The following is a 19,734-nucleotide window of genomic DNA, read 5'->3' on the forward strand; positions in this document are numbered from 1 at the left end:
CCTCCCGTTTTGCTTTGCCGATTGGTTTGGCCGATTGGTTCTGCTGATCGGTTGGTGATTTGTTTTTGCGCTAGCTGCAACATGCGCAAGCGACAAGATTATTGACGCTGTTATCCACTGCCGCGCAAGGCACGGTCGGCAATTTTTTCCGACCCTCGCTTATCACAATCCTGCAATGCCTCCTCCCCATTGACGCCCCAATCAGAAGCGCCAATGCATGTGTTGACGCGACTCAACGTGATTGCGGCGGCAGTGCTTGAGTTCAGTAGGACACATACTCACGTGCAGAGGGGATTTGACATGACCGAGGACGAACAACGCAAAATCCGCGAACGCGAAGAGATCGCCGCCCGTGTCGCCGCCTTCCGTGCCACGCAGGAAAAATTCAAGCGCGAACGTGAAGAATATTTCGTGTCGACGCTCGACAACGCGCGCAAGGTGGAACGGCCCTCGCTCTGGCCGTAACGACACCAGATCACCGAGCATGAAAAAAGCCCGGAGCATTGCTCCGGGCTTTTCATTTGTTCAGGCGTTACCAGTGACGGTAATAATGGTGGCGGCGGTAGTACGGTCCATCGCCGTAATAGGCGTACGGACCGGGGCCGTAAGCATAGGCCGGGCCGCCATAGTAGCCATAACCCGGGCCGTAGCCGTAGCCATAGCCGTAAGGATGCGACGCGGCGACGGCGCCCGCGGTGATGGCGCCGGCGGCGAGGCCGAATGCGAGGCCCGGACCGATACCGCGGCCGCGCGCCTCGGCGGGCGCAGGCGCCGCAACCGCGGTCAGGCCGACGGCTGCAACGGTAGCCAGAACTGCCAGTGTCTTCCTCATCATGAATCTCCTCCTTCGTATCTCGGATGGACAACGCCGGCGCGTTGCGATGGTTGCGCGCAAGCTTGTGGAACCGAGCTCGGAATAAATCCGGCCACGCATGGAACAGGCGCGCGTTCCGCGAATTGTTTGTGCAAGTGCGGATGCCTCTGCCATCCGGTTGAGGCAACAGCACGAAGACCCCGTCAGCATCACCAATGCTGGCGGGGTTTTCAGTTTCACGGACAGCAAATTGGCAACGCAGCCCAATTGCTGCCAGCGGGGAGCGCCTAGGAGGCTAAAGTGCCGATATCCACGCTGCTGGCCCGTATCCGGAGGCTCGTTCCCAAATCCGGCGATCAGCATTACGACGAGATCGTCCGCAGTTTCGGTGTCGGCACGCTGCGCCCGCCATCGACGCCGATGAGCGACGGCGAACTGGCGCGGGCTATTGCCGAGTTCCTTAAGGAGCAGCCGTCGAGCGAGTCCGTAGGCGTCCTCGGCCGGCGGCTCGACCCCACCACCCCGCTTTGAGGCGCGGCGCCTTCTTGTCCGGGAACATGCGCTTCGCGCGCACGTTGGCGTAGCCTTCAGGGAGAAAAGAGGCCGACATGCCCGTTTGGCTCGAAGTCCTGCTCAACCTGTCCGGCTATGCCGGCTTCGTGGCGCTCGCCTCGCGGGGCACCGCCTGCCCAGGCAATTGCGCCGACCATCAGATCTCCGGCGAGGACCGTTAATTCGTGTGCGGTGGCTGGCCCGCCGTCCGCATCAGCCTGTCGGCTTTGACCGCGACACGCGTCTCCTCGAGCTGTGGCCGCAGCGAGACGCTGATCACCACGAAAGCCAGACAGAAGAGCGTGCCGACGATGGCAACGCGCCGATAGGTGTGGCGGTCGCCCTGATAAAAGCTCGGTTCTGAAAAAGGTGTCATAAATTCGTTCTTGGCAAAATTGCTTGTTGGCAAAGTCGTTTCCAGACGTCGCCAGACACACCTATCCCAAGCAGCGGCAAGCGCAACGCGATCGCGCTTTTAACCTAACCGAATAGGGTTATCGGCTTCGCGGCAAGCTTCCGTTAGGAGTTCGCGAAGCGTCTCCAGAAGTCGGCGAGCCGCCTCAAGCCGCGCGAAAGCCGAGGCTGCGGAGCTTCTGGCGATCCGCCATCCGGCATTGTTCCAGCTTCGCCCGCCTTTCGTTCTCGAAGAACGAATCGGAATCGCAGAAATCGACGCTAAGCAAGTCTCAACATTTCGTTTGCACACAAACGAGCGCAGTCGCCAACGATCGCGCACTCACATCGCGTCTTCGGATTTCGACCGCGGCGACACCTGCGGCACCGACGGCCTGCCTTTGCGCAAGCGCGGATGCCGATCATACCAAAACACTTTCGCGATCTCGGCGAACATCTCAAGAAACCAGCACGCATCCATGTCGTGTCTCCCTCGCCTCATCTCATCTCGTAGCGAGGACACGCGGGAGGGACCGTGCGAAGCATCACGCTGGCTTGGTTAGGAAGCGCGTGTCCCGCATCGACACAGAAGGCACGGCTTGTTCTGCATCCGATTCCATTTCGTTCGCAAGGAACGAATCGGAGTCGAGAAATCAGCGCAAAACGATTCCTAACGATCGGTGAAGGTGGGGAAGATGGCCCGTTATCATCAACGTAGTGCGACGCTCATCACGCCGCTCGCTTCGCCGTGTCCTTCCCCGACAGATCCTTCTCCGAAAAGCATTCCAGGATCTGGATGCGGAGTTCTTCCGCGGCCGGGCCGTCGAGTTTCCTGAGTTGATTCCAGAGCCTGATCACTTCGCGTTGTTTCTCGACAGTCATGGACACCTCCAAATCAATGTCGCTGCCAAACCAAAAGAGATGCCCCACTAGAACAAAATAAGAACAAAAAGTCCAGCCCTCCCCCCGAAATTCATTGGGCACATCGCCTCGAGCCTTCCGCGCGCCGGCGCGGTTGCTTTTTGGGTTTTCAACCTTAAGTTCGAGAACGCGGCCGGCGGCCAGGCGCTGAAATCCCATTGCCGCCAGCCAAGAAGACCCCGCGCGAAAGCGCGGGGTTTTTCTTTTGGGGAACGCGCCATCGCCCTCCCCGTTAGTCATTCCGGAGCGAGGGACCGTGACCAGAAAATTCTACGCCGTCGAGGTGGTGCGTCAGATCGAGGAGACCGTGGAGATCATGGTCGAAGCGCCGGACCGGACCGCCGCACATGATGCAGCGCTCGCGCACCTGAAGGCGCGCGGCTCCGAATATCAGTGGCTCAATCCCAAATGCGATCTCGTCGTCTGGCGCGAGCGCCAGGTCGATACGCCGGCAATCATCGACGTGTCCGTGTCGCCGGACTAGCGGCCGGAACGAATTTTCCCGGTCTGCGTTGTCAGGTCGAATTCAGTGGTGCTGGCGGCGCGTCGCGACGCGGCCGGCCAGCTTGAAGAACCCCGGTCCCTAAGCCCGGGGTTTTTCTTTGAGAGCGGTGGCCCGAACAGCAAAGCAGCCACCCGGGCGTTACGCCGGGTGGCTGCTTTGAGAACTGTCGACGCTCGCCTCTTAGACCAGCGCAGTCAGACCGGCAGATTGTCGGTCATGCCGGGCGGCACTTCGCCTTGCTTGGTCCGCTCGGCGAGAAGCTCCTTTTCGGCCTCGTACCAGAAGGTGTCCATCGTGCCCGCAGGCTCGCCGGCCTCCTTCCAGAGGTGATAGGCCCGATTTCGAATCTCTACTTCGCTGAGACCGGTCATGTGATTTCTCCCTCTCGGAAGCAAAGCCTGACGATCGCCCAGAGTTCCTTATTGGTTCAGCACAAGCAAGCGGTCATTGCAGCGCTCCGCGGCAGCACTCCGCGAAAAGGAGCCGCCGCAACGAAAATGCGAACCCTTAGCGAGCCCTTAGACGGAGTCCTTGGCCACCTTCAGCGGCGAGGCCTTCACCGACTTGCTCGCCGGTTTCGCCGCGAACTGCATCGGCTCCTTGGTGAAGGGATTGACGCCCATGCGGGCTTCTGTCGCCGGCTTGTTCACCACCGACATCTTCACGAAGCCGGGAATGACGAACTCGCCGGACTCGTTGAGCTCCTTGTAGCCAACGGTCGCCATGTACTCGATGACCGACTTCACGTCGTTCTTCGACAGCTGCGTGCCCTCGGCAATTGCATCAATCAACTGAGTCTTGGTCATCTTCGCCATGTCTGAATTTCCTTCTGTGCGCGCGAGCAGGCTTTGCTCAGGACGCGGTCCAACCGCGCAACGCGCTTCTGATTCATGCCAACTTTCATGAAGTGACGGGGCTTAGAACCCATCGACGCCCAAAACGCAAGCAGGGGTTCTGCGGGGGGCCGGACGCCGTGGGAAAGATGCCGCAGCCTTCGCCGTTTTCGCGTTGAACCATTTTCTCCCGGAGGCGTCTAACTCTTTGAAGTCCCCAAGCTTCACCCCCATCAGAGAGCCCCGCTTCCCCCAGGCGGGGCTTTCGCCTTTTCGGGGACCTGGCCGCGCAAAGCCGATCAGGCTGGCCCCCGAGGTCTGCGCCCGGGCCACGCCGGTGACCGTCACAAGGCAGGTTCTCTTTTCCGGCCATCTCCTGCATAATGCGGCATGGCAAAAACAAAAGTGACCTTCAAAACCGTCCGCATTGCAGACAACGACTGGAAAATCCTGGCGGATTACCCGGACAGCGAACAGCGCGAAATCAAGGGCTTCACCAGCAAGGCAGACGCCGACGACTGGATCAACGGCGACCGCAAGATCGCGTGGCTCCGCTCCCAGGGATACGCCAAGTAAAGCGCGCATAAGTCACGCGTGTATCGCGTGACGCCCGTATGGGTACGAGGCGCGCTTCGTCCCTCCCCGCTCCAGATGTCCTTCCCGTGCCGGCGCATCGCCGAGCAGGCGGCAACGCCCGCGCGTCTATCGGCCTGACGGGGGCGCCTGGTCGATAAACCTGTGGCTGGGCATAGGCCGTTGAGACTTCAGTAACCTAACGCCTCCAAGCTCCTCTCAGTATCGTTGCGTTGGAGTACCCACAGTGCTGGATTTTAACGAGCTGCGTGAACTCGCGGCCGATGTTCGCGTGTTCGTCGAAATTGCCGAAGACAAGGCCGAAGCGCTTCGCGCCGTCATCACGGCTTATGACGTGGTGCTCGCGATCTTCCCGTCCGGAGAGGGCATGGGCCTCCACGTCATCAAGGGCGGCGAGATCCTGGACCAGATTGCAAAATCACGAACCCATGCGAGCTACAGCCACACGGCCATCGCGGTTCCCGATCTGGAGCATGCGGAAGTGCTCAAGCACCTGACGGGCCCGACCGACCAGCGGCTTGCGGCGTAGGGCGTTTTCAAGTTCGCGCGAAGAAAACGCGTCACAACAATCTGGAGCGGTTCTGAGTCAATCAGAACCGAAAGTATCCTCGTTGCAGACGAGAATTTTTGCACTCCGGAACACCTTGTTTTAGGAACACGGTTTCTGCGCTCCCGTTGGCCCACACAACCAACCAGGAGTTTGAGATGAAGAAGCTCATCATTGCGACCGCCGCCCTCGGCCTCATGTGCGGCTCCGCCTTTGCGCAGAACCAGACCGGCCCCGCCGCGCAGACCGACAACATTCAGAAGCCCGGTATGACCAACACGGACAAGGGCACGATGAGGAGCGGCACCACCGGCATGAGCCATGACGGCATGAGCAAGGGCGGAATGGTGAGGCCCGACGCCTCCGGCCAAGGCGGCTCCGGCCCCGGCAGCGACCAGGGCGGCACCAGGACCCGCAGCAACATGAAGTAAGCCGGTTTCCTGTACGGCTTGCTTCCCGGCCGCGTCGCTTCCCACAAGGCGGCGCGGCCATTTCATGACGCGGATCTTTTTGGAACCTGTCGCGAATGCACGCCTCACAATCGTGCGCGCACCGGAACGGTCAGGTCTCGCCGCGAGTTGCCCCATCTCCAGCAAGGGAGATCGTCATGAGCGTTGAAGGTAAAGTGAAGGAAGGCGCCGGATTCATCAAAGAGGAGATGAACGAACACGGCAAATCCCGCGAGAGCCAGAAGAAGGCTCAGGAAGGTCGTGACTTGCGCAACGAAGGCCGGATCGAAGACGGCAAGCCGCCAAAGACGACCAAGCCCGGCACCGGTCACTAGGGCGTTTCGCGCGAAGTGAATATCGGTTCGCGATAATTCCCTGGCCAGATTTTCGAGAACCGCCTCCGGCAATCGGGGGCGGTTTTTCGATTCACGCGCCGTCGCGTGCGGAGTATCGCATATGAACAAACATGTGGCTGGAAGCTCGACTGCGGCCATCCTTCGAGACGCCCGCCTGCGGCAGGCCCTCAGGACGAGGGATGAGTATGCGCCAGCATTTCAACGCGGATGGATGCAGCTGAGCCTCATCCTGAGGAGGCCGCGAAGCGGTCGCCTCGAAGGATGGGGCGCTCGCTCCAGCAGCCTTTCTATCGCATCAGCGCAACTGTTCCTTAATGGGTTTCTCGCCTAGATTGCGTATCAATAAGCGTGGCGGGGCTTTGTGCGGATCTTCGCGGGTGTACAGGCGATGCGCGGGGTCGCTGCGCTGTCGGTGGTCTGTGGACACGCAATCAGTGCGCGACCCGATATGGTCGGGCCGGAGCTCGCCGAGGGCGCGCTGACGATTCTCGCGAGCGGCGTCGACATCTTCTTCGTGATCTCCGGCTTCATCATCGCGACCACGGCGACGGCACAACACAACCCGCTGGATTTCGCTTTCAGACGGGCCCTCCGAATTTTTCCGCTCTATTGGCTGGTGTTGCTGGCGGCGTTTGTCAGCTCTTCCTGGATCGCGCTTGCGCCGGGCGACCGCCCCGCTCTCGACCTCGGAACCATCTTCGCATGGACATATCCGAATTGGTACCTCGGGCCGGCGTGGTCGCTGGCTTTCGAACTGCACTTCTATGTCGCCGTCGCGGTCGTCTTGGCGATCAAGCCGGACCGGCTGTTCGAGATCTTGTTCGCCGGATTCGGCCTGGTCATTCTTGCTCTCGTCTTCGGCCTTGAGTTCGGGATCTACTTTCATCCGCTGGTGCTGGAATTCGGTGCCGGCGTTGTCATCGCCTATCTCCAGAGAAGCGGACGATTGCGCTTTTCGCGCCACTTCCCAGCCGTTTCCGCGGGCCTGTTCGTGGCCGGCTGGTACTGGATTTTCGTGCACGGCGCGATCGACGCACAGTTCGCGCGCGTCCTGACCTATGGCGTAGGTGCGGGATTGCTGATCCATGCTGTGATCGCTGCCGAGACCGAAGGACGATCCTTCTCACCGGTCCTGCAATGGCTCGGCAAGATTTCGTACGCGCTGTATATCGTCCATTATCTGGTGGTGAAATGGATCGCCAGCTTTGACGGACTGTGGCGTCTGTCGATCGTCGGGACAATCATCGCCGGCATCCTGCTCTCCATCGGTCTCGCCGCCGCCTTGCACGTCGCCGTTGAGACACCGATCCTCGATTGGGGACGCAAGGCAAGTCGCAAGATAAGTGTGATGCGCAGACGCCGATCGCTGCCGGCCGTTCCTTGATCACTCCCGACGCTGAATCCGGGCAAGTGCGACCCTTGCTGCGTCATGAGCGAGTCACGAACAAATAAGGAACAAAAGGCGTCAGCCGGCATTGAACCTGAAAAGGAGAGATCGCCGTGACTGACAACAAGATGGCTGACAACACCGCGGACAACACCCAAAAGGATCCGAAGGATTGGGTCTCCGGCGACGACCCGATGACCGGTGCCCAGGAATCTTACCTCAAGACCCTCGCCGAGCAGGCCCACAAGGAGCTGCCCAAGAAGGATCTGACCAAGGCAGAGGCCTCAGAGCTAATCGATACGATGCGGCAGAAGGCCGGGCTCGAGAAGTAAATATCTGGCATCACCGTCATTGTCAGGTCACTTCGGCGAACCGCGAATTGCCAGCTTGAAGACCGTAAGGACGACGAAGGCGGGCGCCCCGTAAACGATGGCATTCACGGCCCAAGTGATGGCGACGCCCAGGAAAACGGAACTGCCGACAGCTCCCCAGAAAAGGTAAGCTGCGGATATGCCCGGCATCTCCCATGCCATCACGGCGATGGAGTAGTCGGTGAGCTGCTCCATGACGAGCAGCACCGTCGAAACGAGCGCCCCGATTGCCAAGGCGACGATGAGAACGGATTTCATGGTCTTCAAAGGCCCAACAGCCCAATCAGTATCGGAATCATGAAAAAGGCTGCCAGGCCGAGGAGACCTCCTACGGCAACCTTCACCCAACGCCGTTGGATCCTCGGCTCGAGCCATGTCGCCAGTTTGACCCAGAGCGCATACGCCCATCCAGCAACAATCGAGCGGATCAGTGCGAACAGAAGCTCGCCTAGAATATTGGCCATGGCGGTTAGTCGCGTCATCTCCGCGAGGAGTTCATCTGCCAACGGCTAAACAAGCCTGTCCACCCGTGAGTGAGGTGGCCAAATTCCGCGGTTTTGGATCACCGTTCTGAGGGCCCGGTTAGCGCTGTGGAGGTGCTTCGCGTGAAGGGGCTCGTCTTCTAGCGCTTGATCTTCTGCGCACTCCCGCTCTTGCACATAGCAAGACTATTCCAGCGGCGCGCAGTGGCATCGGCACCGTCACCGTTGAAACCGCCCTTCGCTTCCTCGGCTTTGCAGCAGGCTTGCGAGAAGCCAGCCTGCAGGCAGAGCGTCATGCTGCCCGCAGCCCTTGCCGTGTCCGGAGCCGCACACCACGGCGCCACGAGTGAAGCAACCAAAAGTGCCGTTCTAAAACGCATTGAATCCCCCAAGGTCGGACCGGGCGAGCAAAGAGGCCTCGCGCTCAGGTAATGCACAATCTTTGGGCGCGCCAAATTGAGCCGATTGTCACCGCAGTCTCCTCAAGCTCGCGTCTCCTCGCGTCCTTCGCCGCTTAGTCCTCATGTTGCGGAGCAAGGAAAGAGATTTAGAATCGCTTACGATTCTTGATGCCATGCGCCCGCCTCCGTGAAAGGCAGCCTAGCTTTTGCAAGCTGCCGTTCAATAGAGGTTCGAGGGCATGACAGGCGCTAGCGCTCCTACTTTGGCGGCGCTGCTACAGCCATGTCGTACCCAGCTGTATCTCCATAGGAGCCACTCGGTCCGAATTCCACTGGCCCCCAAACAGGGATCTTGGCACTACCACTGATCTTTTTCACTAGCGATATTTTATAGTGGCAGCCTACTGAGCCAGCCTTGTTTTCGAGCGCGTAGGCAAAGGTTGCGTATTTTTGCTCGCCGATACAATGATAGACGCCAACGCCTTCCGGAATAATCCGCTTCTTGAATCCTGTACATACAGCGTAGTTGTCGGGGTGAAGGTTAAACGTAATTCCATCAGAGCTGGTCTCGTTCAGCTCTTCTCTTGTCAGATCCCCCGAGAGGCCGATATCGAATATCGGAATTTTGAATCCCGCACCGAAAATACCGTTATTGGTCTGGCTGTCCTTCCAAGTGACAGCCATCTTTTTGTCGAGCGGCAGGTTCGCAGCTTGCAATTTCCTGCCGATCTTTCCTGCCTCACAACGCAGGGAATTGATCATGATGTCATCAGGAACGCCCTTGCCATTCTGCGCGAACACCGAACTGGCAAACGCAACCGAAAGCCCTCCTGAGAGTACCAAAATCCTCAAACCCATTGCCCCCTCCAATCAAAAAGAAGCACAATTTAGCGACACAGCCAACGGTTGTACAGAAGGTTTTAGACGTTCTTTTGAAGCAAATGCCTCTCGCTTCTGCTTCAGCGCCTTCATCTCCTCCCACATCCGACGAGGTACCGAGCCTCCAAAGCCTCTTGTATTACGGTGACAGTGTATTACGGTGACAGTGCACTCAAATAGCTGAGCTCATCCGTCCTCTGCCGCGGATGGCTTCGGCCCGCGCTTGGCTGGCTTGAGCACCCGCCCGGTCTGGCGCTCGACTCGGGCCATAAAGCGGTCGTCGCCGAGCGGGCGGCCGATGCTCTCCGCCGACCGCAGCGCGCCGAACAGATCCGCCTCCGGCTCGGCTGCCAGTAAATCGGCAAAGTTCGGGAAGCGATCGCGGACCGGCGCGAGCGCGGTGAGGCCATCGTCCCGCCCGCGCAAATGGGCGCGCGCACTCGACCACCGCCAATCCTGCGCCCGCTTCACCAGGCGCGCGCGCACAGGGTTGAGCGAGACATAGCGCAGCGCGGCCGCAAGATGATGCTCGTCCATCGCGACGGCGCCAAACCGGCCCTGCCAGAAATGGCCGGTGCGCTTGCGACGCGCCTGAACGGTGCCGGCATAGCTTCGATGCACGCGGGCCATCGCGCGGCGCAGACCGTCAGGATCGGACGGCACCAGCACCAGATGGACGTGGTTCGGCATCAGGCACCAGGCCCACACCTCGACATCGGCCGCCTGGCAATTCGCCGCGAGCAGATCGCGATAGAGCGCATAGTCGGCGTCGTCGAAGAACGTGCGCGCCCGGCCATTGCCGCGCTGGGTGACATGGTGGGGGTGACCGGGGATGACGACACGAGCAAGACGAGCCATGCCGCAATATGTGCTGAAAATCGCGCTACGTCAATTTAGTGCACTGTCACCGTAATTCCAAGGGAAATTCTCGCACAGCGATGATTTCTGGCATGACTGGAGACCGTATAGCCGCCAAACCCAAGAAATCTTAGCTTTTGCAACTCTGACTAAGTCGGCTAAAATCGGAAAGAGAGATAGCCCTCTTTGAAACCTGTAAGACTGCTCCAAAATGACTCGCTGGGAAGCTCTTGTTCGCTTCGACGACGAAATCCGAGATGCTGCGACGAAGCTCATGCCATTTGGCTCATTTTGGGTCGATAGACTCGGGCAGGCATTTTTTGCGTTGAACGAAGATCGAGCATATCTTGCCAACATCGTCAGCCGTTTGGTTGAAGAGGCCGCGTTTGAAGCGCGCGAAGCCGAAGAGGCAGCAGCGCTTAGTTGGCTAGCTGCCGTCACGCCGCTGCCCGACGGCCACGAGATCAGTAAGGATTGCCTCGCCGTTCTGATCGAACTGCGAGCTCGAGGCTACCAAATCGAGAGGCAGAGTATTGACATTGCGATTAGTCGCAGGGGCAGAGGCACGTCGTACGTTCGCTCGAACGACGAAATTCTTCGGCTCGGAGGCATTTTGCTCCGTGTGCCTCGAAACGGATGATCTGCTTGTTCTTTTTTCCCGGCGCCGTCCTTAACCGCCCTTTGAAGCTGGATGGCCTCTCGGACGTGCGCTCGCGTAGAACGCGTCGTCATACCGGCGTGGGGCTGCCATAGTGCATTGAATTTATTCGCCACCGTCGTCCTGCTAGCTGCGCTGGCTTCGGTTCACGCTCGGCTTGTTTTTACTTCAGAAACCGTTCCGCCCCTCACGCAGCCGTGCACCCGCCGGTGGCTTTGGCCCTGCCCCTCCCTCCACTTTCCTGCTATCCCCTCCCCGCCGTTCCGGCCCAAAGCAAAACCCCATCCGCCCAGGGAGCAACAACCATGCGATACCTCCACACCATGCTGCGCGTGCGCAATCTCGATGTCGCGTTGAAGTTTTACCAGGATGCGCTGGGGCTGAAGGAGGTGCGGCGGATCGAGAACGACAAGGGGCGTTTCACGCTGGTGTTCCTATGCTCGTCGGACGATCTCGAGGCGCTCAAGAAGCAGCCCTCGAGCCGCGGCGCGCCGCTGGTCGAGCTCACCTGGAATTGGGACGAGGAAAAATACGGCGAGGATCGCTTCTTCGGCCATCTCGCCTATGAGGTCGACGACATCTACGCCACCTGCGAGAAGCTGATGAAGGCCGGCGTCACCATCAACCGTCCGCCGCGCGACGGCAACATGGCCTTCGTCCGCTCGCCGGATCTGCACTCGATCGAGATCTTGCAGAAGGGCGACCCAAAGCCGCCGCAGGAGCCGTGGTCGTCGATGCCCAACACCGGCCATTGGTAGGCTCGCCGCTGGAACAAGCCCGTGCCGCCAGCGTTCTCTCTTCGACAATGCAATTGGAGGAGGACGCGATGGGACGCGGAATTTTGTTATGGATGCTCGGTGTGCCGATCCCGGTGATCATCTTGTTGTGGCTGTTCTTCGGCCGCTGATCGCCTGACCAGCTTGACCTTGCAATGAAAGCTCCGCCTCAGGCGGAGCTTTTTGCGTGCGGACCTTTTTGCATGAGAGGATCGGCGCAATCGCGCGTCGCTCGCCGCAGTGGATTCCGCTATCACCCGCGCTTGTCGGATGGAGCGCACGCGTCATCCGGGATTGATGCTGCCGAAGCACCCCGGATTGCGCTTCGCTCCATCCGGGCTACGACACCAAGAAAACCCCGGGGAGGATGATGTGCCGGACCAAAAGCTGACGATCTGGGGCCGCGCCAATTCGGTCAACGTGCAGAAAGTGCTGTGGTGCCTCACCGAGCTCGGCCTGGCTTACGAGCGCATCGACGCCGGCATGGCTTTCGGCAAGACCCGCGAGGCCGACTATCTCGCGATGAACCCCAATGCGCGGATCCCGACGCTGGTCGAGGGCGACTTCACGCTGTGGGAATCCAATTCGATCATGCGCTATCTCTGCCTTGCGCACGGGCGCTGCACGCAAATCTATCCCGAGGCGCCGAAGCTGCGCGCCAGCGTCGACCGCTGGCTCGACTGGACGCTGTCGATGGTGCAGCCGGTCGACCGTCCGGTGTTCTGGGGCCTCGTGCGCACGCCGCCCGCCGAGCGCGACATGATCCAGCTGCAGAAGAATGCCGATGCCGCCGCCGAGGTCTGGGCCATCGCCGACCGCCTGCTCTCCACGCGCCCGTTCATGGACGGCGATGCGTTCACGCTCGCCGACATCGCAGTTGGCGCCTATGCGCGGCGCTGGCTCGGCGTCGAAGGCATCACCCGGCCCGCGCAGCCGCATCTGACGCGCTGGCTCGCCGAACTCGGCAAACGGCCCGGTTTTGCGCAATTTGTGGCACCGCCGATGTCGTGAGCGGTGACGCGGCTTAAACTCCGTTGAGAGCACGATGAATCGGCACTTCGCCGCGCGCCGCCGGGAGGTGGCGGCTACTGTGCATGGGGTTGTTTTCGCGTTTTTTGTTAAGGCCAGCCGCGCTCGAACAGCAGCACGCAGAAAATCAGCACGAGCGTCACGGCCGCGGTGGCCAGCCGCGCGGTCCAACTCAGGCCGCGGCCGATCCACCACAGCAGCGCGCAATACATCACGAACGGGACGATGATCTCGGGCCGCATGATATCCGGCGGCATGAACGTCAGCGCCTGACCGTGGTCTCGATGCTGATCGAGCCGCCGATCTTCACGCAAGTGCCGGTGCTCTCGACCAGATGGAAGCCGCGGCCATAGGCGGCGCAGGAGCCCGCTTTCGCGCTCCCGCCGGCACCCTTGAGCGGCAAGGCCTTGCCGGCCTGTGGACGCTCCGCAGGCGGCAGACGCAAGGCTTCCGCCGCGGCCGCGGACATGGTCAGCAACGAGATCAGGATGAGGAGCGGCGCACGCATGCGGGCCGTTCTAGCCCGGACAGGCGCCGCGCGCCATCGGGGTCGATTCCCCGGGGATCAGATGAACTTGATGCCGGCCGATTTGCCGCGGCGCCACACCACCTGACAGCTCCGCCCGGTCCGCGCATCGCGTGCGAATGCCATCCGGATCACGCCCGGGAGCTGGCTCGCATCCTCGTCCAGCGTGATCTTGGCGCCCGTGGCGGAGATGTCCTGGACCAGGCATTGCCGCGCCGCGAACCCGCCGTCGAGTGTGATCCAGGCATGCTGCGACAGCGACTTGCGGGCTGCGCGCTTCTTGGGCGGTGGCATCGGCTCAAATTCTCCCAGTCCAGCGCTAGCTCAGGGAACCTAAGAAACCGTTGAATTCGCCCCCGACCGATCCGGGGTGGGAGGCTATCCACCGGTGCCAAAAGACCGTTCCCGAACGGCTTGCCCAGGGCGCCAAAGGCCATTATAGGTTCGCCCGCTGCAGCCGCAGGGCATGACTCGGGCGGCCAGCGGCCGTGCCGCGAAAAGCGGCGGGGCCCTGGGTTTGCTCCCTTCGTCTATCGGTTAGGACGCCACCCTTTCACGGTGGAGAGAGCGGTTCGATTCCGCTAGGGAGCGCCATCATCCGGCCGTTTGGATGACGCGGCGAAATCTGCCGCCCCGCATGAACCTGCCTGCCCCTCGCCTCCGACCAATGTCCTGACGGAACCGGATATGCAGGCCCATGGCGCAGCAGAAATCTCCCTCGGACGACCAGGCCGGGATTGCCTCGCCGGCGCCGCCGCCATGGATCCACCGCACGGCAGCCTACGCGCCGGAACGCCGCGCCAGAATGCTGGAGCACATGGCGCGCGCCAGATCGCTGCCTCGGGCCACGGCTGCGCCGTCGCATACGGCCGGCACGAACATTCTCGGTGACGCGTACGGCTACGCCGTGCTGTTCGGCATCATCGCGCTCCTGTTTCAATCGCGCGTTCCGCTCTACCTCGGCGCCTTCCTCTTCTTCAGCGATGGCGAGCGCATCGAACTCGCGCTTGGAAAGATCGGCATCCGCCTCGAGCCCGGCACGATCGGGCCCGACATCATCAAGGGCTTCGTGTCCCTGTTCGGATGGTTCGCGCTGCTGGCATCGTTGAAAGCGTCCGTCCCCGCGTCGCTCTCGACATGGATGCTGCCGGACGCATCATGGTCCTTCCTCGCCGGAATCGCTCTTTTGTTCGCCGTCATCGAAGCAGTCGCAACGCGCGCGATGCAGCATGCATTGCCGTGGTTCGGATTTGAGAGGAGACCGAGCAGCCTGGCCTGCGCGACGATCAAGCTCATCATGGCCATTGGCGTGCTGGCTCTGCTGGTGCTCCTCGGATGACGCGATCGTGAGGTCGCAGGCCTGATAATCGCGGCGCTATGCCGCCCGTTCCGATCGGCATGTTTACCAAAAATTTACCCCTGCTCGTGAGCGCCGGTATCATTTGCTTAGAATTTGATTGCTACCGTGGAACTACGGAAACCCTCCGAACCACGATTGGCGCCCATGTCCGTCGCAGAATTCCTCAGACAGCGTGCCGTGCAAGTCACCGTGAGTGGCAGCTACTCGCTGCCGCGTTGGTACGATTGCGAGGGCAAGCTCCGGACCTTCGCCTGCCGCACCAGCCGCGTCTCGCCGTTCCGCATGATGGTCGACGTTCCCGTGGTCGGCAAAGTCGGCGAGCGCGTGACCTCCTACTTCCAGGACTTTGGCGAATTCCAATGCACCATCAGCGCGACGCTGAAATCGGGCTTCCTGATGGAGCTCGACATGACGCGAGCCCGGCGCGCCTGGATGTCGGAAAAGCTGACCTGGCTCGAGAAGAAGCAGAAGGACGCCAGTGTCCAGGAGCTGCGGAATGACGCGCGCTTCGTTCCGCAGGTCGCGCACACCTTCCTGACGCTCGCCGACGGCAACACCCATGCCTGCTTCATCATCGACGTCTCCACGGCCGGAGTCGCCATATCCTGCGAATACGATCCGCCAGTGGGAACTCCGCTTGCGGTCGGCGCTTGTGTCGGGCGCGTGATTCGCAAATTCGAAAACGGCTTTGCTGTCAAATTCGCGGAAAAGCAGTCGCGGGACGACGTCGTCCGGCTGATCGTCCGCTCGCCCATGCTGCAATCGGCCTGATCCGCCGGCCTCGCCGCCCTATCGCAGCCCTATTTCGAGATAAGCTTTTGAAGGTCCGCGCCTCGTGCCGGGCATCATTTGCAGACTTGCGATCGGGGGACCGAATGGCAGTCGACAAGATCACGGTCGATAAGATCACCTGGGACAAGGTCGGCCGGGTCACCGAGCCGGGTCGCTACATGTACACCTTCGGCTGGCTCACCATCACCGCCGGCGATCTCGATATCTGGAAGCAATACCCGCAGGCAGCGTTCACGCTGATGGTGCAGCAATCCGAGCGGGACGCGTCCATCGGCGAGGAATTCCATCTCGGCGCCTTCGACGTGGCGCCCGACGCACCGCCGCCGTTCACCACGCATTGAGTCAAAGCGGGCTTGGGAGCGGCAGCCCTGCACGTGGTGCAGGCCGGGGAAGGAACGCGGTGGCATAGCGGTTGCTTTATCAATGCCATGACTCACATCCCCGCCGTCGACCAGGCCTTCCTGCTGTTGATCATCGTGCTCTGCCTTGGCACGTGCCTTATCCGCGCCTTCTGGGAGGTGGAGCAACTCCGGGCCCGCCGGACCGCGCCGCCATCCCGCGCGACCAGGCGTGACTAGGCCGTCGGCCGGACGTGCGTAGCCCGGACGGGGCAATCCCGGCTCTGGACTTGCCGCGGCGACACGTTCATCGTGAATCGAAGAAACCTGCACATTGCCTTGATCTGACTTACCAATCGCGATCCGATGACAGGCGCGCGACCGTTGTCAGGGATGACGAGGTGATTCTGTCATGCGATTGATTGCGCTCCATATTCTACACCTCGGCGACCGTCCTGATGAACGTAGGCTGTCACGCTTGTTAAGCGACGCGACAGCGAGCGCATGACACAAGGTCGCATCGGACAATGTGGATAAGCAGCTCAAGGGAACCTATTTTCGGCGCCGATGTACCTGATTGAAGCGTTACCCACCGTCATCGGAACGGCCGCCATCGCCCCGGCGCTGCTGATGCTGTGGCTTGTCATCGCCGCCGAGGAACGCCCGGGACCGCCGGCCCAGGTCTGGACCGCGTTCCTGCTCGGCGCGGCCAGCATTTCGCTGCTGGGCCTGGCCCGCGCCCCTTTCGCCAAAATGGTCGCGGCCCCGGACAACCCGTGGGCGGCGCTGGCCATGCATTCGATCTTCGGCGTCGCGCTGCCGGAGGAAGCGGTCAAGGTGATCGCCATCGTGCTGGTCGCCTCGACCAAGCGGCGGACATTCGCCAATCCGATGGACACCGTGGTCTATGGCGCCGCGGTCGGCCTGGGCTTCGCTGCCTACGAGAACCTCGCCTATCTCGTCCAGCACGCCGAGATGTGGCGCTCGCTGGCCGCCTTGCGCAGCGTGCTGACCGTGCCGTTCCACGGCGCACTCGGCATCATCGCCGGCGCCTATCTGACCATCGCGCGCGCCGGCACGGCGCTGGGTGCGAACCGCCATCATCGCGACTGGGCCCGTCTCTCCAGCCGGCTGCTGATCTTCGCAGGCCCGCTCGCCCTGCATTCGGCGTTCGACTTCCCGCTGCTCACACTCCAGCGCATGCCGGATCTCGATCCGACGCTGCGGATGTGGTTGGGCGGCGCGAGCCTGCTGATCGGCTTCAGCTCGATCGCCTTCGCCATCCGCCTGGTGCGGCGCGTCGCGCGCCATCACGCGCCCCGGACCGAGGTCGCGCGCGAGCGCCTCAGCCAGCTCCGCCGGATGTGGGCGCTGCTGCTCGCGGGCGGCGGCGTCGGCTTTCTCGGGCTCGCCTTCGTGCTGACCTCGATCCATCACTGGCTCATCAACCCCGAGCGCAATCTGACCCTGGCCCTGATCCCGATCGGCCTGGTCTCGATCCTGCTCGGCCTCGCACTTCTGATCGTCACGACCGCGATCTATGTTCTCGGGCGCAACCGCATCCGCACCAGCGGCGAAGGTTTTTCGTCGGCGCACGGCGGCGGCTGAGCCGCGGGATGGCAAGCGCGGTGTGCACGTACTAGACTGGATCGAGCACACACCTGTCGACCCGGAGCCCGCCCATGACATCGCCTGAGGATTTTTCCCGGCTGCAATCCGCCATGAGCCGGACGGTCAAGGCACATTGGAAGGCCTTCCTGTTCGAAGGCATCCTGCTTGCAGTGCTCGGCGTTGCCGCGTTGATCCTGCCGCCGCTCGCAAGCCTTGCGATTGCGATCTTCCTCGGCTGGATGTTCCTGATCAGCGGCATCGGCGGATTGATCGCCACCTATTGGGCGCGCAGCACGCCGGGCTTCTGGTGGTCGCTGATCTCGGCCGCGCTCGCGGTGCTCGCAGGCATGCTGCTGCTGGCGCGACCGGTGCAGGCCGTGCTGACGCTGACCATCGTGCTCGGCGCCTATTTCCTCGCCGAGGGCATCGCCACCATCATGTACGCGCTGGAGCATCGCCGCGAGCCGGGCGGCCGCTGGTCGTGGCTCCTGATCTCGGGCCTCGTCGACATCGCGATCTCGTTCATGGTGATCACGGGATTGCCGAGCTCGGCCGAATGGGCGATCGGCATCCTCGTCGGGATCAACTTGCTGTTCGGTGGCGCCACGCTGATCGGCATGGCGCTGGCGGCGCGCAAAAGCAACAGTTGAGGCGCCCCGTGACCCTCACCTCGCTTAGGGGGTGACAACCCGCCGATCGCGCGCTATATGACTGGCCATGATCACCGTCACCACCAGCTTTTATTGGTATTTTAGCTACGACAGCTCGCTGGCGGTGGGAGGATCACGCTCAATCTGACAAATTGCAGCATCTAGTCCGAACAGCCGCCAGACCTGGCGGCTTTTTTATTGGCCGGCAGGGTCTCAAAATGACAAGGAGCCCGCCGTGCTGAGCACGACCGACGATCTTCGTATCCGCGAACTGAAAGAACTGAGCACGCCTGAAGAGGTGATGCGGGAAGTCCCGCGTACGCTCACCGCGACGCGCGTGGTGATGGCGGCACGCAACGCCATCCACGCGATCCTCAATGGCCAGGACGACCGGCTTCTGGTCGTGGTCGGCCCCTGCTCGGTGCATGATCCCAGGGCCGCGCTCGAATACGCCGAGCGCCTCGCGAGCTTGCGCGAAGAGCTTGCCGATCAACTTGAAATCGTGATGCGGGTCTATTTCGAGAAGCCACGCACCACGGTCGGCTGGAAGGGCCTGATCAACGATCCTGATCTGGACGGCAGCTTCGACATCAACAAGGGCCTGCGGCTGGCGCGCAACGTGCTCTCGGCCGTGAATAATCTCGGCCTGCCCGCCGGCACCGAATTCCTCGACATGACGACGCCGCAATACATTGCGGACCTCGTGTCCTGGGCCGCGATCGGCGCGCGCACGACCGAAAGCCAGATCCATCGCGAGCTGGCCTCGGGGCTGTCCTGCCCTGTGGGGTTCAAGAACGGCACCGACGGCAATGTGCGCATCGCGGCGGACGCGGTGAAGTCGGCCTCGAATTCGCATCATTTCATGGCGGTGACCAAGCTCGGCCGCTCGGCGATCGCCTCAACCGCGGGCAACGAGGATTGTCACATCATCCTGCGCGGCGGCAGCACGCCGAATTACGATGCGGCAAGCGTCGCAGCGGCCTGCAACGATCTGGCGAAAGCGAGCGTCGCACCGCTCGTGATGGTCGATGCGAGCCACGCCAATTCGAGCAAGAAGCCGGAAAACCAGCCGCTCGTGACAGCCGACATCGCCGGCCAGATTTCCGGCGGCGAGAACCGCATCATGGGGGTGATGGTCGAGAGCAATCTCGTCGCCGGACGCCAGGACGTTGTGGCGGGGAAGCCGCTCACCTATGGCCAGAGCATCACGGACGGATGCATCGACTGGGCGACCACGGCAACCGTGCTCAAGCAGCTCGCTGACGCGGTCGAGATCCGGCGCAACACCAAACGCGCAGGGCTGCACGAGCGCTCCGCCTGACCGAACGATCGCGGGCGGGGTGAGGCTGTCGCACCCTGCCCGCTGCTCCGGCGCCTAGCAGCCGCGGCAGATGCTCTTGATCTTCTTGTCGAGCGCCTGATTTTCCTTGCTGAGGGGATCGTTCGGGTCGCTCAGGTTCTTCTCGCTGGGCACGTCGCCGACGCGCGGCTGGCGATGGCCCACGGGTGCCTGCGGCAGCGATCCGGACGCCGCGCCGCCCGATGTCGATCCCTTCGTGCCGCCGGTCTGCGCGACCGCCGCGCCGCCGAGCAAGACCGCGAGCGATACTGCCACCATGATCTTCTTCATGTCTCTCCCTCCATTCCTCGAG

The 19,734-nt window shown here is 61.8% G+C and carries 34 protein-coding genes and 1 tRNA gene; 21 read left to right on the top strand and 14 right to left on the bottom strand.

Annotation, left to right across the window (positions count from 1 at the left end):
- Positions 1–300: 300 nt before the first annotated feature.
- Positions 301–465, top strand: coding sequence for a hypothetical protein (locus tag ABIB90_RS10260; RefSeq protein ID WP_015686271.1), 165 nt, complete (start codon positions 301–303; stop codon positions 463–465).
- A gap of 67 nt (positions 466–532) precedes the next feature.
- Here ABIB90_RS10260 and ABIB90_RS10265 read toward each other — a convergent pair whose 3' ends face one another.
- Positions 533–832, bottom strand: a complete 300-nt coding sequence (locus tag ABIB90_RS10265) for a hypothetical protein (RefSeq protein WP_035992730.1) — start codon at positions 830–832, stop codon at positions 533–535.
- 282 nt (positions 833–1,114) lie between these two features.
- Here ABIB90_RS10265 and ABIB90_RS10270 point away from each other — a divergent pair, with 282 nt between their 5' ends.
- Both ABIB90_RS10270 and ABIB90_RS10275 read left to right on the top strand, forming a co-directional pair.
- Positions 1,115–1,345, top strand: a complete 231-nt coding sequence (locus ABIB90_RS10270) for a hypothetical protein (protein ID WP_007591360.1) — start codon at positions 1,115–1,117, stop codon at positions 1,343–1,345.
- Between the two features lie 77 nt (positions 1,346–1,422).
- A complete protein-coding gene (locus ABIB90_RS10275; RefSeq protein ID WP_007591362.1) occupies positions 1,423–1,548 on the top strand; it encodes a hypothetical protein in 126 nt (41 codons plus the stop codon).
- Here ABIB90_RS10275 and ABIB90_RS10280 read toward each other — a convergent pair.
- Positions 1,545–1,742, bottom strand: coding sequence for a hypothetical protein (locus ABIB90_RS10280; RefSeq protein ID WP_007591364.1), 198 nt, complete (start codon positions 1,740–1,742; stop codon positions 1,545–1,547). The genes ABIB90_RS10275 and ABIB90_RS10280 overlap by 4 nt on opposite strands.
- A gap of 746 nt (positions 1,743–2,488) precedes the next feature.
- The gene (locus tag ABIB90_RS10285; RefSeq protein ID WP_354160967.1) at positions 2,489–2,920 is read right to left on the bottom strand and encodes a hypothetical protein; all 432 of its coding nucleotides are present in this window, start codon (positions 2,918–2,920) and stop codon (positions 2,489–2,491) included.
- Between the two features lie 16 nt (positions 2,921–2,936).
- On the opposite strand from ABIB90_RS10285, the gene ABIB90_RS10290 reads away from it, so the two are divergent.
- Positions 2,937–3,164 (top strand): hypothetical protein, encoded by a 228-nt coding sequence (locus tag ABIB90_RS10290; protein ID WP_007591369.1) that lies wholly within the window; start codon positions 2,937–2,939, stop codon positions 3,162–3,164.
- A gap of 215 nt (positions 3,165–3,379) precedes the next feature.
- Here the strand turns inward: ABIB90_RS10290 and ABIB90_RS10295 are convergent, their stop codons facing one another.
- Positions 3,380–3,556, bottom strand: coding sequence for a DUF2934 domain-containing protein (locus ABIB90_RS10295; protein WP_106943511.1), 177 nt, complete (start codon positions 3,554–3,556; stop codon positions 3,380–3,382).
- Positions 3,557–3,703: 147 nt separating this feature from the next.
- Complete coding sequence (locus ABIB90_RS10300; protein WP_007591377.1) at positions 3,704–4,000, bottom strand: HU family DNA-binding protein; 297 nt, start codon at positions 3,998–4,000, stop codon at positions 3,704–3,706.
- Between the two features lie 408 nt (positions 4,001–4,408).
- Between ABIB90_RS10300 and ABIB90_RS10305 the strand changes: the two genes are divergently transcribed.
- The 6 genes from ABIB90_RS10305 to ABIB90_RS10330 all read left to right on the top strand — a co-directional run bounded on the left by ABIB90_RS10305 (position 4,409) and on the right by ABIB90_RS10330 (position 7,683).
- Positions 4,409–4,594, top strand: coding sequence for a hypothetical protein (locus tag ABIB90_RS10305; RefSeq protein WP_007591378.1), 186 nt, complete (start codon positions 4,409–4,411; stop codon positions 4,592–4,594).
- A gap of 244 nt (positions 4,595–4,838) precedes the next feature.
- The gene (locus ABIB90_RS10310; RefSeq protein ID WP_007591380.1) at positions 4,839–5,141 is read left to right on the top strand and encodes a hypothetical protein; all 303 of its coding nucleotides are present in this window, start codon (positions 4,839–4,841) and stop codon (positions 5,139–5,141) included.
- Positions 5,142–5,317: 176 nt separating this feature from the next.
- Positions 5,318–5,590 carry a hypothetical protein gene (locus ABIB90_RS10315; protein WP_354160600.1) on the top strand — a complete coding sequence of 91 codons (273 nt, stop codon included), beginning with the start codon at positions 5,318–5,320 and terminating at the stop codon, positions 5,588–5,590.
- A gap of 176 nt (positions 5,591–5,766) precedes the next feature.
- On the top strand, positions 5,767–5,943 hold the full coding sequence (locus ABIB90_RS10320; RefSeq protein ID WP_007591393.1) for a hypothetical protein: 177 nt from the start codon (positions 5,767–5,769) through the stop codon (positions 5,941–5,943).
- A 382-nt stretch (positions 5,944–6,325) separates the two neighbouring features.
- Positions 6,326–7,348, top strand: coding sequence for an acyltransferase family protein (locus tag ABIB90_RS10325; RefSeq protein ID WP_354160598.1), 1,023 nt, complete (start codon positions 6,326–6,328; stop codon positions 7,346–7,348).
- Positions 7,349–7,479: 131 nt separating this feature from the next.
- Positions 7,480–7,683 (top strand): DUF3072 domain-containing protein, encoded by a 204-nt coding sequence (locus ABIB90_RS10330; protein ID WP_354160953.1) that lies wholly within the window; start codon positions 7,480–7,482, stop codon positions 7,681–7,683.
- A gap of 27 nt (positions 7,684–7,710) precedes the next feature.
- Here ABIB90_RS10330 and ABIB90_RS10335 read toward each other — a convergent pair whose 3' ends face one another.
- The 5 genes from ABIB90_RS10335 to ABIB90_RS10355 all read right to left on the bottom strand — a co-directional run bounded on the left by ABIB90_RS10335 (position 7,711) and on the right by ABIB90_RS10355 (position 10,342).
- Positions 7,711–7,980, bottom strand: coding sequence for a hypothetical protein (locus ABIB90_RS10335; protein WP_354160596.1), 270 nt, complete (start codon positions 7,978–7,980; stop codon positions 7,711–7,713).
- A 5-nt stretch (positions 7,981–7,985) separates the two neighbouring features.
- Complete coding sequence (locus tag ABIB90_RS10340; protein WP_354160594.1) at positions 7,986–8,228, bottom strand: hypothetical protein; 243 nt, start codon at positions 8,226–8,228, stop codon at positions 7,986–7,988.
- A gap of 116 nt (positions 8,229–8,344) precedes the next feature.
- Positions 8,345–8,584 (bottom strand): hypothetical protein, encoded by a 240-nt coding sequence (locus tag ABIB90_RS10345; RefSeq protein WP_354160592.1) that lies wholly within the window; start codon positions 8,582–8,584, stop codon positions 8,345–8,347.
- A 279-nt stretch (positions 8,585–8,863) separates the two neighbouring features.
- Positions 8,864–9,463 carry a hypothetical protein gene (locus ABIB90_RS10350; RefSeq protein ID WP_354160590.1) on the bottom strand — a complete coding sequence of 200 codons (600 nt, stop codon included), beginning with the start codon at positions 9,461–9,463 and terminating at the stop codon, positions 8,864–8,866.
- Between the two features lie 207 nt (positions 9,464–9,670).
- A complete protein-coding gene (locus tag ABIB90_RS10355; protein ID WP_354160588.1) occupies positions 9,671–10,342 on the bottom strand; it encodes an REP-associated tyrosine transposase in 672 nt (223 codons plus the stop codon).
- A 211-nt stretch (positions 10,343–10,553) separates the two neighbouring features.
- Here ABIB90_RS10355 and ABIB90_RS10360 point away from each other — a divergent pair, with 211 nt between their 5' ends.
- The 4 genes from ABIB90_RS10360 (at position 10,554) to ABIB90_RS10375 (ending at position 12,787) form a co-directional block, all read left to right on the top strand.
- Positions 10,554–10,982, top strand: coding sequence for a hypothetical protein (locus ABIB90_RS10360; protein WP_354160586.1), 429 nt, complete (start codon positions 10,554–10,556; stop codon positions 10,980–10,982).
- 323 nt (positions 10,983–11,305) lie between these two features.
- Positions 11,306–11,758: a VOC family protein gene (locus ABIB90_RS10365; protein ID WP_354160584.1), complete on the top strand. Its 453-nt coding sequence runs from the start codon at positions 11,306–11,308 to the stop codon at positions 11,756–11,758.
- On the top strand, positions 11,725–11,907 hold the full coding sequence (locus tag ABIB90_RS10370; RefSeq protein ID WP_354160582.1) for a hypothetical protein: 183 nt from the start codon (positions 11,725–11,727) through the stop codon (positions 11,905–11,907). The genes ABIB90_RS10365 and ABIB90_RS10370 overlap by 34 nt, the downstream gene beginning before the upstream one ends.
- Before the next feature lie 241 nt (positions 11,908–12,148).
- Positions 12,149–12,787 carry a glutathione S-transferase family protein gene (locus ABIB90_RS10375; protein ID WP_354160580.1) on the top strand — a complete coding sequence of 213 codons (639 nt, stop codon included), beginning with the start codon at positions 12,149–12,151 and terminating at the stop codon, positions 12,785–12,787.
- 107 nt (positions 12,788–12,894) lie between these two features.
- Here ABIB90_RS10375 and ABIB90_RS10380 read toward each other — a convergent pair whose 3' ends face one another.
- Genes ABIB90_RS10380 through ABIB90_RS10390 form a run of 3 tightly spaced genes read right to left on the bottom strand, consistent with a single transcriptional unit; the run spans position 12,895 to position 13,625 of the window.
- A complete protein-coding gene (locus tag ABIB90_RS10380) occupies positions 12,895–13,062 on the bottom strand; it encodes a hypothetical protein (RefSeq protein ID WP_155809976.1) in 168 nt (55 codons plus the stop codon).
- A 5-nt stretch (positions 13,063–13,067) separates the two neighbouring features.
- Complete coding sequence (locus ABIB90_RS10385) at positions 13,068–13,313, bottom strand: hypothetical protein (RefSeq protein WP_354160578.1); 246 nt, start codon at positions 13,311–13,313, stop codon at positions 13,068–13,070.
- A 57-nt stretch (positions 13,314–13,370) separates the two neighbouring features.
- Positions 13,371–13,625 (bottom strand): PilZ domain-containing protein, encoded by a 255-nt coding sequence (locus tag ABIB90_RS10390; RefSeq protein WP_007591415.1) that lies wholly within the window; start codon positions 13,623–13,625, stop codon positions 13,371–13,373.
- Between the two features lie 225 nt (positions 13,626–13,850).
- Between ABIB90_RS10390 and ABIB90_RS10395 the strand changes: the two genes are divergently transcribed.
- From ABIB90_RS10395 to ABIB90_RS10425, 7 genes are all read left to right on the top strand, one after another.
- A tRNA-Glu gene (locus ABIB90_RS10395) sits at positions 13,851–13,925 on the top strand.
- A gap of 103 nt (positions 13,926–14,028) precedes the next feature.
- The gene (locus tag ABIB90_RS10400) at positions 14,029–14,670 is read left to right on the top strand and encodes a hypothetical protein (RefSeq protein WP_354160575.1); all 642 of its coding nucleotides are present in this window, start codon (positions 14,029–14,031) and stop codon (positions 14,668–14,670) included.
- A 165-nt stretch (positions 14,671–14,835) separates the two neighbouring features.
- Positions 14,836–15,462, top strand: a complete 627-nt coding sequence (locus ABIB90_RS10405; protein WP_007591418.1) for a pilus assembly protein PilZ — start codon at positions 14,836–14,838, stop codon at positions 15,460–15,462.
- Positions 15,463–15,566: 104 nt separating this feature from the next.
- Positions 15,567–15,824 carry a hypothetical protein gene (locus ABIB90_RS10410; protein WP_354160573.1) on the top strand — a complete coding sequence of 86 codons (258 nt, stop codon included), beginning with the start codon at positions 15,567–15,569 and terminating at the stop codon, positions 15,822–15,824.
- A gap of 564 nt (positions 15,825–16,388) precedes the next feature.
- Entirely contained in the window at positions 16,389–17,429 is a 1,041-nt protein-coding gene (locus ABIB90_RS10415) for a PrsW family glutamic-type intramembrane protease (RefSeq protein ID WP_007591420.1), read from the top strand.
- 74 nt (positions 17,430–17,503) lie between these two features.
- Positions 17,504–18,082 (top strand): HdeD family acid-resistance protein, encoded by a 579-nt coding sequence (locus ABIB90_RS10420; protein ID WP_354160570.1) that lies wholly within the window; start codon positions 17,504–17,506, stop codon positions 18,080–18,082.
- 235 nt (positions 18,083–18,317) lie between these two features.
- Positions 18,318–19,403, top strand: a complete 1,086-nt coding sequence (locus ABIB90_RS10425; protein WP_354160568.1) for a 3-deoxy-7-phosphoheptulonate synthase — start codon at positions 18,318–18,320, stop codon at positions 19,401–19,403.
- 54 nt (positions 19,404–19,457) lie between these two features.
- Here ABIB90_RS10425 and ABIB90_RS10430 read toward each other — a convergent pair whose 3' ends face one another.
- Positions 19,458–19,712: a hypothetical protein gene (locus tag ABIB90_RS10430; RefSeq protein WP_007591425.1), complete on the bottom strand. Its 255-nt coding sequence runs from the start codon at positions 19,710–19,712 to the stop codon at positions 19,458–19,460.
- Positions 19,713–19,734 lie beyond the last annotated feature (22 nt).

The organism is Bradyrhizobium sp. JR4.1 (genome assembly GCF_040548605.1).
Lineage (GTDB): Bacteria > Pseudomonadota > Alphaproteobacteria > Rhizobiales > Xanthobacteraceae > Bradyrhizobium > Bradyrhizobium canariense.